Here is a 12983-nt window from a genome sequence, read left to right as displayed (position 1 = left end):
GGGGAGAAATACAAAGATGTATATTTTAAAAACAGAACACAGCTTCGACAGCGCTCACTTTCTAGCTGGCTATGCAGGCAAATGCGCAAACATCCATGGCCACAGATGGCGGGTTGAAATCGAGGTGCAAGCGGAAGAATTGGTCGCATCCGGCCAACTGGACGGAATGGTAGTGGATTTCGGGGATTTGAAAAAGGATCTCAAGGCCGCCGTGGATCACTTAGACCACGCGCTGATCATCGAGCAGGGGACCATGCGGGAACAAACGCTTCAGTGCATCAAGGAAGACGGCTTTGCCGTCATCGAATTCCCATTTCGTCCGACAGCCGAGAATTTCGCCGCATATTTCTACAAAACGTTGGCTGGCTTCGGCTATGATGTGAAGCGTGCGACCGTTTATGAAACACCGACAAACAGCGCCGCTTATGAAGAAAGCGGGGTAAGATAAATGGTATTGCAGGTAGTTGAAAAATTCGTCAGCATCAACGGTGAAGGCCGCAGGTGCGGGCAATTGGCGACCTTCATCCGTTTCGCGGGATGCAATCTGAACTGCGGCTATTGCGATACCGCTTGGGCCAACGACAGGAAAGTCGCGTTTGATCCGATGACTGCCGAGGAGGTCTATGCGTATATCAAGGACACTCAGGTCACCAATGTCACCCTGACCGGGGGCGAACCGTTGCTGCAGCAAGACATGGGAGCACTTCTGGAGTTGCTGTCGCAGGATCCGGAACTCTATGTCGAAATCGAGACGAACGGCAGCGTGTTGTTGAGCAAATTTTCGGATCTGGAAAACCCGCCGAGCTTCACGATGGACTACAAGCTTCCTTCCAGCGGGATGGAGCGGATGATGGCGTTGGAAAATTTCGATCAGCTGACTGAGAAGGACACGGTCAAATTTGTATCGGGAAGCATGGCGGACTTGGAGAAAGCCCGTGAATTGATCAACAAATACAAACTTACCGAAAAAACCAGCATCTTCATCAGTCCGGTGTTCGGTGATATCGAGCTGGAAAGCATCGTCGATTTCATGAAGGACAACCAGATGAATGGGGTCAATATGCAGGTGCAGCTCCACAAAATCATTTGGGATCCGAACGAGAGAGGGGTTTAAGATATGGCAATTGACGTACAAGCGATCGAAGGGTATATAAAGGGTATCCTGATTGCCTTGGGCGACGATCCCGAAAGAGAAGGCCTCAAGGATACTCCAAAACGGGTGGCCAAAATGTACGAAGACATCTACAAAGGGATGTGCTACACGAACGACGAAATCGCCGAAATGCTGAACACCACTTTCGAGGATGACTTGGCCTTGGGCAATGCAGAAAATGACTTGGTCTTCATGAAGGACATCGAGATATTCAGCCACTGCGAACACCATCTGGCGTTGATGTACAATATGAAGGTTGCGGTGGCGTATATCCCCAAACAAAAAGTCATCGGCTTGAGCAAAATAGCCCGGATCGCCGATATGGCGGGTCGCAGGCTGCAATTGCAGGAAAGAATCGGCAGCGACATCGCGGAAATCCTGCAGAAGATCACCGAATCGGAGGATGTGGCCGTCATCATCCAGGGCGAACACGGCTGCATGACCACGCGTGGCATCCAGAAACCGGGCGCGAAAACCATCACGACCACGTTGCGTGGACGTTTCAATACCGATCCGATGCTGAACAATAAGCTGATGATGCTCTATACGAAAGATAGCACGAATCAGTTTGGCTGATGTTAGTTGGTGACGGGTGGTTGAACGGAGGATAGCGGGGCGAACAGGGTCCGGATCTCCGGCGAGGGTTTCTGTCACCGGAGGACATTTGGAATACGCGGCCTCAACTCCTGTGAAGAACGCTTAACCGGAGAAGAACTGATGATCAAGAGTGCACCTCCGTCCAAGGCTGCTCTCGCCGGAGGACAGAAAAACTAAGCCAATCATGAACAAAAAACACAAGCATCCCGGCTCATATATGTAGCCGGAATACTTGTGTTTTTTGTTTTACCGTCTATGAAAAGAATGCTAATCCCATTCTGCCGATCAGCAGTACCGTTTCGATGATGACTACCAGACTGCCGATTTTGAACAACCAAGCGTTTACGATGCCATTTGCGCTGCACAAACCGAGGCGGATGCCGCCGGGCAACGGATAAAATAGCTTCACGCGCTTGTGGTTCAGCATATCAATCGCAATATGGGATGCCATCGCGACCGCGAAATAAGTGACCAACAGCGGAGACAGAATATAGACCGCCATGCTCAGCAAGGCCAGTCCGAGTATGGAATGAAGAAACGACCGATGCGGTTGTTCCTTTCCGAAGATGCAGATACCAAAAAAAATGACGGTTCCGAAAAAGATCCGGGAGTAGGAGCTGTCGTTCAGGATGGCAGAAAAGATCCCGAGCGACCATCTGGACTCCGCGAATGCCAACAGAACCGATACCGCCAGGATCAAACCAAGAATCCAGTCCAGTGTCTGATGGGATTCCGAGGTGCTGACATCGATATCGCTGATGACAGACCCGACGATCGCTACACCCAGACAGATAAATAGTTCTTTCAGCGTGGAGGGTTGCGTAACCAGCAAACTGGCAGCAGTCCCTATCGCTACGTGTGTTTTTCCAGTCATGTTGAATCCTTTCAAAAATAAAATAAGTAAGAACGTTTGTTCCTACCGTTGTTATCATATCCGATTTAGGACCAAAATGAAACAAAAACCTTGCGCGATCTGATGATTCACGACCCGACAACGGATGTTCTGTTTTAGCTATCAAGCTTGTTCGATTTTGTGTGTTATCCAAACCCCGCGGAAGATGATACTCTTTCCTTATCAAATTTTAATAAACAGGGGGAACAGATATGCCAAATCAATTATTCAAAGTGACATCGACAAGTTTGCACGAAAATTACCAGGTGATCAACAAAGCCAGAGGCAAGTCCATCGTGTTGGATGAACCGGAAGCATTCGGAGGTACGGACATCGGCTTGAGTCCGGTGGAGGCATTGCTTGCCGGATTGGGCAGCTGCAAAGCCATCGCCGGTAGAATGTTTGCGGAAAAGCTCGGCATCAAACTCCATGAACTCGAGGTTGAAGTGAGTGGGAACCTGAACACGGACGGATTTTTGGGCGACGAGAATGTCAAAATCGGCTTCACTGACATTCATGCTACCTACCGCATCAAAGCCGATAATACCGAAGCGGAGATCAGCCATTTCGTGGAATTTGTGGAATCGCATTGCCCAGTCGGAGACACCTTGATCAATCCTGCCAGCATCAGCTTTGATACCACAATCATTTGAAAATCCAAACGGAAAAGTGCCTCAAACGATGTAAGTACATCGTTCGGGGCGCTTATTTCACGTCATAAAATAAGCGCGACGCGGCAGATCAACATGCAAAATATTTTAAGCTAGAACAAATATTCTTATGGTGTTTTCGTCAGGGGTTACTGTGAAACTATTGACGTATTCCAACAAAACACTATTTTTATGCAAAATTAGTAATAAGTGGTAAAATGACCATAGGCTATAAAAAAGACGTAATAAAAAAAGTTTGGGGATAATTCCTTTGGAAGTAAATGAAACCGCTTACTTTTGATGCGGTCAGGAATTGCTATAGGGGACAGCTTCTCAGCTCGCTGGAGCTTAAGCATATGAAGGGCGTGGCAGAGAATGAACAGAACCAAACAAATGAATAGAGGGAGTGAGACAAATGTTGTGGACAATTGCGGTTGTAATATTGGTTTTATGGTTGCTCGGTTTCACCTTGCTACCAGCGGCTGGTTCGCTAATACACATTCTTTTGGTGATTGCGGTCATTCTGGTAGTGATGCAATTGGTTAGTGGCAAAAAATTGTAAGATTCCGCAGTTTATTCGTGAAAGGCTGTGCGCTCTGCTTTTTGGGATATGGCGTGTGTTTATGGATAAAGTAAACTCCGATGCATTAAATCGACTTTATCTTGACAGCTGAGCGCATTTTCAACAGTCGAACCAAAAAAATGGATCAATGTAAAATTCAGAAAAAGTGATGACCGGACAAGACAATAGGTTTGTTTTTCTGGTCATTGTGCTTTTTTTTATTTTATATTTTTGGGGGAGGTGCCAATCAATGGAAATACATCTAAATGCTTACACTGCAGTTATAATTGTTGCTGTCTTCATACTTGCGATAATTACAATTATTGTATTCCGAATTGAGCTGAAAAAATTAAGGAATATTTACAGCTTTCGCATGAAAAAAGTACCTCTCAATGAGCAAGAAATTGAGATGCATGTAAAGGATTTGGCGGATGAACATTCGAATTTCATGACGAACAATATTCCCAATTGGCCTGTGCCAAGATTGGCTGAAAACTATCATTTTATTCTCTCTGTCTATAACGATTTGAGTTCAGACATACAGCTAAATGAACAGTTTTCTCCAGTTTCGGAATGGCTGCTTGACAATTTTTATTTTGTTGAAGAACTGGTGGAAGAATTACGGAGAAGTTTATCAAAAAAATCATTTTCAAAACTGCCGGATTTGAGGGGCGGGGATTTCAAAAATTATCCACGAATCTTTGCGTTGATCATGGAACTGGTGACCCATACGGACGGTAAAATAAATGAAGAAAATTTATTGAAATATATGAAGGTATATCAGCAAGAGAATATTCTTTTTGATAGAGAGATATGGGCGATACCTGTGGTGATGAAAATTGCACTGATTGAGAATATAAGGCATATCTGCGAGGATATCCAAGAAACGCAGAACCAGCGACACCGAGCCGAAGAGATATTTGAGAGATGGAACAATGGCGAGGACATGGTTGGAATATGTGATTCAGTCAGAACAAGCATCATAGAATTTGATGAAACCAATTTTTTGTTCATAGAACATTTGCTATATCATCTGCTATATCATCTCAGAAAATCGGGGAAAAATTATACCGATTGTTTAAATGTCATTGAAAAGACCCTTGAAAAGCAGGGAACAACCATTGAGAAATCCATCCGCAAGGAAAATGAGTTCCAATCATCAAATGCAGTCTCAATGGGGAATTATATAACCAGTCTTAAATATTTTTCAACCTTGGAATGGGCAACTGTTTTTGAGGAAATCAGCTTTGTCGGCAAAATACTGAAAGAGGATCCCGCAGAAATTTATCCATTGATGGATATAGCCACAAGAAATTATTATAAAGGAAAAGTGGAGGAACTTGCATCCATTTATGGTGTTTCAGAAACATATCTAGCGAAAGAAGCGATTGAACTAACTAAAAAGGCCTATCCAGAATTGAAAGATTCAGATGCTGAAAGCAGCGAATTTCAGAGAACCAATCATGTGGGCTACTATCTGATCGGCAAAGGAACTGAAATTTTAGGCGAAAAACTGGGTGGAAGCAGCAAAATAATTCCCAAACTAAAGAAAATGGTCAAGAAAAATCTAGGACTGCTATACTTCGCCACAACGAGTCTACTGTTGGTGACAATTATTTGGGCAACGGTTCGGTATGCAGCTTCAAATGCATCACAAAATACAGTTCTGATTGCAGTCTTTGCTGGTTTAGCGGTTTTGATACCTTCTTCAGAAATAGCCTTATCTGCAGCAAATCATATCTTTGGCAGCCGGCTAGGGCCTGCGTTTTTCCCAAAACTGGAACTGAAAGATGGAATACCTGAAGATATGGGGACGATTATTGTTGTGCCGGCAATTCTTCCGGATGAGAAAAGGGTTGAGGAACTCTTGGGAAATCTGGAAAGACATTATTTGCTAAACAAGGAAAATCATTTATATTTTGCGTTATTGGGGTGTTTTAGAGATGGGGACTCTCCAGTTGAAACAGATGATTCAAAAATAATCGAAAAGGCAATAAAGGGCATAAAAGAGCTGAACCTGAAATACAGTGATCCCATAACTGAACGGTTTTATTTTTTCCATAGAAACAGACACTTCAATAAGGAGAATAATAAATGGATTGGTTGGGAAAGAAAAAGGGGCGCATTGCTTGAGTTTAATGATATGATCCTGGGTTCAAATGAAACGTCGATTGTTTATGCTTCGCCAGCTTTTCCAGCCTCTAAAAACATTAAATATGTGATAACGCTGGATAGTGATACCATACTGCCCATGGATGCTGCCAAAAAAATGATAGGCATAATGGCACATCCTTTGAACAGACCTGCAATTGATAAAAAGAAAGGGATTGTAACAGAAGGATACGGCATTCTGCAGCCTAAAATTGATGTTGAAATGGAAAGCACCAATGCCACCTTCTTCTCGAGAATATTTACTGGGCAAAAATATGCAGATCCCTATGCTGAAGCTGAATTTGACATCTACCAAGATATTTTTGGTGAAGGTATATTTACAGGAAAAGGCATATATGATTTGGAGGTGTTCCAAACCCTTTTGAAAGGCACTTTCCCTGAAAATGCCATCTTGAGCCACGACCTTCTGGAAGGATCTTATTTGAGGGCGGCACTTGTTTCTGACGTGAGGTTAGTGGATTCATTTCCCGCAACGTACAATTCCTTTGTTAAGAGGGAGTACCGTTGGGTCAGAGGCGACTGGCAGTTGCTTCCTTTTATCTTCGGTAAAAACCACCTTTCGGCATTATCAAGATGGAAAATGTTGGACAACTTGAGAAGAAGCGTCGTAGCACCAAGCCTGATTGCTTTGCTTATCTTGGCATTGACCATACTGCCAGGTAGCAAAATGTACTGGATAGGTTTGTATGTGCTGACCCTGGCGGTGTACCTTATTTCCAATGTAGTGGGAAGTTCAACCAGATATTTGAAGTCGAACCGACATAGCCAGCGCATAAGGACAAAAAAGTACTTGCCGACAATGGGGGGAATCAAAGCAACCTTTTACCAGGCGGCCCTGAAACTCATTTTTTTGCCGTACCAAGCCTATTTGATCATACGTGCAGTGCTGGTTACACTTTGGCGCGTTTTCATAACCAAAAAAGACTTGCTTGAATGGATAACTTCAGCAGCTGAGGAAAGGAAAAACAACAATTCATTAAAAAGCTATATACGGGAAATGCAGTCTTCAATCTGGATAGGACTGGCCGTTTTTCTTTTGGCGTTATCCTTTCAATCGGAAGCAGTTGGTTTAAGCTTCCTGTTTTTTGTTCTGTCGTTGAGTGCGCCTTATATCGCCTATGCAATCAGTCAGAAAAAGCCAGAAAAGCCATGCACCCTCACCAAAGACCAGCTTTTCGAAATCAGCAGGATCGCAAGGAAAACCTGGCGCTATTTTGAGGAATTTGCAAATGCTGAGAACAACTATCTTGCACCGGACAACTATCAAGAAGATTCCCCTAACGGCATCGCTCACCGAACCTCACCAACCAACATCAGCCTAGGATTGATGGCTATCCTTACAGCCCGGGATTTTGGATACATCGGAACAAAAGAAATGATAGAGAGGGTCTCAAATACGATCACATCGATCGAAAAAATGGAAAAATGGAACGGGCATCTGTATAACTGGTACGATACGAAATCACTGCGGCCCTTGCTGCCTATTTATATTTCCACTGCCGACAGCGGTAATTTAGTAGGCTACCTGATAACCTTGTCTGAAGGTTTAAAGGGGTATCTTAAAATGCCGCTAACTGACCCGCAATTTCTAAAGGGAATCAGGGATACCCTGTACAATGGTGGGGAAGATGGAGTGGCTATTTATCAATCGCTGGGATTTGAACAAATTCAATCCATCGACATGTTCTCATGGAACAGGATTGTGAGGGATTTTTCAATAAGCGATAAATTTGATGGCATCACAAATGAGTCTTGGAGAAATAAAATCAAAGAAATGTTAATAACGTTCAACGATGAGCGTCTAGAGTTTATGCCGGCCGTGGAATTGATTGAAAAACTTCCGGAGAGTCTGTCTGCTGGTTGCTTCTCACATTACAAAGATGACTTTGAAGAGATTACTGTTCTTTTGAAAAACAATCCGATTTTAGCGGATTTGCCGGATGTTTATGCTCATGCGGAAGCTATCATCGGGAAAATTATGTTTAGCAATGCGCAGCTTGAAAAAGAATTCCCTGAAGACCTGGGTTTCCTTTCTGAACTGCAGCAGCGCTTGGCTGTATCCTCTAATGCTGTAAGCAGCTTTTTATCGGATTATGAAGAGTTGATTCGCAGAGTGGATTCACTCTCAGATAACACAAAATTTTTACCATTGTATGACGAGAAAAAACACTTGTTCTCTATTGGCTTTGATCTGGAGGTTGGGGAACTGACCGATTCTTACTATGACCTACTTGCTTCGGAGGCACGTCAGGCAAGCTATATAAGCATAGCCAGAAATGAAATACCTCCTGAGCATTGGCTCAAATTGAGCCGGTCTTTAACAGTGGATAGCGGATATAAGGGGCTAGCATCCTGGTCTGGGACAATGTTTGAATATCTTATGCCGGTTTTGATCATGAAGAGCTACAAAAATACGATGCTTGACGAAACGTATCATTTTGTCATTCGGAGTCAGAAAAAATACGGCAAACAGAATGAAATACCTTGGGGAATATCCGAATCCGGCTTTAATGACACGGATGTGAATTTAAGCTATCAGTATAAGGCTTTCGGTGTGCCTTGGCTCGGTTTAAAAAGAGGTTTGGTGGAAGATACGGTGGTATCTCCCTATTCAACATTGTTGGCACTCCAGATAGATCCCGAAAGTGCAGCCCAAAACATCGCATACCTCAAGGAGGAAGGGCTGGAAGGAGCTTACGGTTTTTATGAAGCAGCCGACTACACACCCGACAGGCTGATGATTGACGATAAGAGAAGTATCATCCGGGAATTCATGGCGCATCATCAAGGTATGGGTTTCATGGCCATCAACAATTTTTTGCATGATTTTATCATGCAAAAACGTTTTTTCGAAGATCCTGCCATGTATGCTTCTCGATTTTTACTTCAAGAGCCGATTCCATCTGTTGTTTATAACTTTAATTTGAAAGCAAAAAAAGTGAAAATGCAAATTGACAAAAGTAAAGTGTACAAAGACAGCAGGCTTACAAGGACATTCAAGGCTGCTGATTCCGTTTTACCGAAAGTTCATCTTCTATCGAACGGTAATTATTCCGTTATGATCACGGATAGAGGGACCGGATACAGCAGATGCAACGACAAAGCGATCACGAGATGGAGAGAGGACAATGCAGCGGACAAGTACGGAATGTTTTTCTATATCAAAAATGTAGCCACAAATAAAGTGTGGTCCTCAGCTTATGCACCGCTGTACAAAATTCCTGAAAAATATGAAGTTGTTTATACAAACGACAAAGCCGTTTTCAAAAGAACAGATGGAGATATCCACACGAAAACAGAAGTTATCGTTGTTCCAAAGGAAAATGTTGAAATCAGGAAAATGACTTTAGGAAATGCCGGAGACAGCTCATGTGATATCGAAGTGACAAGCTACTTTGAAGCCGTGATGACTACACAAAATGAAGATATAGCTCACCCTGCATTTCATAAACTTTTCAAGGAAACTGAGGTTCTTAAGGAAATCAATGGCATCATTGCCACCAATCGGCCAAGGTCTTCCTCAGATAAAAAACTATGGACTGCTAATTTTGCCGTGACTGAAGGGGATACCATAGGGAACATGCAATTCGAAACTGACAGGATGCAGTTTATCGGGCGAAACCGTGATTTAGGGGCACCTACAGCTATGGATGATGACCATGTTCTTTCGGGTACGGACGGAACTGTGCTCGATCCGGTCATGAGTCTGAGGCTGAAAGGAAGAATATTACCCGGAAAGGCTTTGCAGATAGCTTACATCACTGCAGTCAGCGAAAGCAGGGAAGATTTGTTGATGTTAATTGAGAAATATTCCCAGTATGAATTCATTGACCGGGCGTTCACTCTAGCGCACACAAGTGGGCAACTCGAAGCCGCTTACCTGGACATAGCGCCTTCCCAACTGGAACTCTATCAGAATATGACTTCAAGCCTCCTGTTCAACAGTCCTTCCAAAAGGAAATTCCGTGAATTGATCGAAAGGAACACGTTGGGGCAATCTTCACTTTGGCGCTTCGGTATTTCCGGTGACGATCCGGTTGTCTTGCTGGTCATAAAGAATATCGATGGCATCAGGGTACTCAATCAAATGTTAAAAGCCCACGAATATTGGATGTACAAAAAGTTAAAGGTAGATTTGATCATATTATGCGAGGAAGTCAACAGTTATCACCTCCCGCTGCATGCCTCCATCATGGAGAGCTTAAATTCAAGCCATATTCATCAAATGATAGGGAAATCAGGGGGAGCATATATAGTCGACAAAAGCAAAACGAGTCTTGAGGAGATCTACCTGATGTTTGCCGTGGCGAGAATGATAGTAAGAGACGATGGAGGAACCCTGAACGAGCAGATGGAAGAACCAATTGAAAGAGAATCGGAACAGCAAAAAGACAGTGTATATTCCAAAGCAATCAGCGAATATGCCAGACCTGCTGCTGAAGAACCTGATCTGCTGTATGCAAATGGATTAGGTGGATTCACTGAAGATGGCAAGGAGTATGTCATTCAACTCGAAAAAGAAGAAAACACCCCTGCTCCATGGATTAATGTGATCTCAAATCCCAAGTTTGGTTTTACCGTCTCTGAATCAGGAGCAGGGTATACTTGGTACGGAAACAGCCGCGAAAACAAGCTGTCCACATGGTCCAATGATCCAGTCAGTGACAATCCGGGTGAAGTTTTGTATCTCAGGGATGATGATACTGGAGAATCATGGACAGCAACAGCGTCACCTATCAGGGGAAAAGAAGCCTATGAAATAAGACATGGGTTTGGATATACAGAATTTAGGCATGCAAGCCACGGGATTGAGCAGAAATTGGTCCAATTTGTTCCTGTAGATGAAAGCATTAAAATCAGCATTTTAACACTTTCGAATTCATCCAACGAACAGAGAAACCTGTCTCTGATCTACTATGTGAGACCGGTAATGGGTGTAACAGACCAAGTTAACGCGATGCACATAAAAACAAGCTCAAACGCATCCGGAGTCCTGTTGATGGAAAATCCTTATAATGAAGAATATAAAGCAAAAATTGGTTTCATGGACATTTCGTTGGAAAACAGAAGTGTTACAGGAAACCGGGTAGAGTTTATTGGCTCAGGGAGTCTGGCCAATCCTGAATGCCTGAGAAAAGAAAAGCTTACGGGAACGGTTGGAATTGGTTTTGATCCGTGCGCGGCTATGCAAGTCACCGTTTCACTGAATCCAATGGAGGAAAAGGATATCGTACTTACTTTTGGTGCAGCTGAAACAACTAATGATTTGGATCAACTTACGAATAAATACAGGAATGTTCAGGAATCGTATCGGGCGCTGACAGTTGTAAAAGAATCCTGGAAAGATAAACTTGAAGCGATTCAGGTTACGACCCCTGATATGTCAATGGATCTTATGCTGAATGGGTGGCTTCAATACCAAACCCTTTCCTGCCGACTTTGGGCGCGTTCGGCATTTTATCAGTCCAGCGGTGCGTATGGGTTCAGAGATCAGCTTCAAGATTCTTTGGCTGTCGTTCACATAAGCCCTGAAATTGCGAGAAAACAGATCCTCCTTCATGCAGCGCATCAGTTTGTGGAAGGGGATGTACAACACTGGTGGCATGAGCCCAGCGGGAAAGGTATTCGTACCCGATTCAGTGATGATCTTCTTTGGCTTCCTTATGTGACCATGGAATATGTTAGCATAACGGGGGATAAAGGCATATTGAAATCCGAATTGCTGTATCTGGAAAGCGACTTGCTTGAAAATGGGGAACAGGAAAAATATGGAATTCCTTCTATTTCGAATAGGTCTGCTTCATTATTTGGACATTGTATCGCAGCCATAGAGAAAAGCTTGAAATTTGGAAATCACGGACTGCCATTGATGGGTGGAGGTGATTGGAATGACGGTATGAATATGGTTGGGAACAAAGGGACAGGGGAAAGTGTATGGCTGGGCTGGTTTTTGGTGACTGTGCTTAAAAAAATCATTCCAGTATGCATTGAGATGGGAGAATCAGAACTTTCAGAAAAATACTTCAATATAATGAATCAGATTACTGAATCTATCGAGAGGTCCGCTTGGGATGGCAAGTGGTATATCAGAGCCTATTTTGACAATGGGTTGCCTCTTGGTTCGATAGAAAACAGCGAATGTAAGATTGATTCAATTGCTCAAACTTGGGCGATTCTTTCTGAAGCAGGTAATCCCGAAAGAGTCAGACAGGCGATGAAGTCGGTGGAAGATTATCTCATCACCAGAGAAGACGGGGTGATTAAACTTCTTGCTCCGCCCTTTGACACCAGCGAAATGGAGCCCGGGTATATTAAGGGGTACAGCCCAGGTGTCCGGGAAAATGGCGGGCAATACACGCACGCAGCCGCATGGGTCATCATCGCATTCGCCAAACTTGGCGACGGAGACAAGGCTCATGAGCTGTATGAGCTCATTAATCCCATCAATAATTCAAGGAACCAGAGGGAATGTTCTACATATAAAGTTGAGCCCTATGTGATGGCTGCTGACGTTTATGCTGTTCCCCCTCATTCTGGGCGAGGCGGGTGGACGTGGTATACCGGATCGGGAGGATGGATGTATAAAGCTGGTTTAGAATCTATATTGGGGTTCCAAAAACTCGGGAATAAGCTGTTGATCGATCCATGCATTCCCCAAAAATGGCCAGAATACACGATAAGGTACAAATATTTTGAGTCCATCTATAACATAACAGTCAAAAATCCGGAAGGCGTCAATAAGGGAGTGAAGACGATAGCCGAAGGAAGCGAAACGCGTGAAGGAAACATTTTGGAATTGGTCAATGATGGAAAAGTGCACAATATTGAAGTGTTGATGGGGAAATAGGTAAAACGGGGTTTAGTTCCAGATTGCCGGATTCAGCAAAGTAGAATGAATGTTTAGAAACCAAAGAAGCATAATACCCAAGCGAGTGAGAGGGCATTATGCTTCTTTTG

At 43.6% G+C, this 12983-nt stretch carries 7 protein-coding genes; 6 read left to right on the top strand and 1 reads right to left on the bottom strand.

Features of this window, described 5'->3' with window-relative positions; all coding sequences use genetic code 11:
* The first annotated feature begins 16 nt into the window (after window positions 1-16).
* The 3 genes from queD to folE are packed head-to-tail and all read left to right on the top strand — an operon-like array spanning window position 17 to window position 1729.
* A complete protein-coding gene (queD, locus tag PH235_RS13795) occupies window positions 17-448 on the top strand; it encodes a 6-carboxytetrahydropterin synthase QueD (protein ID WP_272162870.1) in 432 nt (143 codons plus the stop codon).
* A complete protein-coding gene (gene queE / locus PH235_RS13790; RefSeq protein ID WP_272162869.1) occupies window positions 449-1114 on the top strand; it encodes a putative 7-carboxy-7-deazaguanine synthase QueE in 666 nt (221 codons plus the stop codon). It abuts the gene before it with no gap.
* Between the two features lie 3 nt (window positions 1115-1117).
* Window positions 1118-1729: a GTP cyclohydrolase I FolE gene (gene folE / locus PH235_RS13785; RefSeq protein ID WP_272162868.1), complete on the top strand. Its 612-nt coding sequence runs from the start codon at window positions 1118-1120 to the stop codon at window positions 1727-1729.
* A gap of 274 nt (window positions 1730-2003) precedes the next feature.
* On the opposite strand, the gene PH235_RS13780 is transcribed toward folE, so the two are convergent.
* The gene (locus PH235_RS13780; protein ID WP_272162867.1) at window positions 2004-2624 is read right to left on the bottom strand and encodes a metal-dependent hydrolase; all 621 of its coding nucleotides are present in this window, start codon (window positions 2622-2624) and stop codon (window positions 2004-2006) included.
* 230 nt (window positions 2625-2854) lie between these two features.
* Between PH235_RS13780 and PH235_RS13775 the strand changes: the two genes are divergently transcribed.
* The 3 genes from PH235_RS13775 (at window position 2855) to PH235_RS13765 (ending at window position 12873) form a co-directional block, all read left to right on the top strand.
* Window positions 2855-3295, top strand: coding sequence for an OsmC family protein (locus PH235_RS13775; protein ID WP_272162866.1), 441 nt, complete (start codon window positions 2855-2857; stop codon window positions 3293-3295).
* Between the two features lie 412 nt (window positions 3296-3707).
* Window positions 3708-3854, top strand: a complete 147-nt coding sequence (locus PH235_RS13770) for a lmo0937 family membrane protein (RefSeq protein WP_143033135.1) — start codon at window positions 3708-3710, stop codon at window positions 3852-3854.
* 250 nt (window positions 3855-4104) lie between these two features.
* Window positions 4105-12873, top strand: coding sequence for a GH36-type glycosyl hydrolase domain-containing protein (locus tag PH235_RS13765; protein ID WP_272162865.1), 8769 nt, complete (start codon window positions 4105-4107; stop codon window positions 12871-12873).
* The last annotated feature ends 110 nt before the right edge of the window (window positions 12874-12983 follow it).

Origin of the sequence: Trichococcus sp. K1Tr, assembly GCF_028309625.1 — a bacterium.
Lineage (GTDB): Bacteria > Bacillota > Bacilli > Lactobacillales > Aerococcaceae > Trichococcus.
The sequence above is the reverse complement of the archived record's forward strand: the minus strand, read 5'-3'. Positions and strand labels throughout refer to the sequence as shown.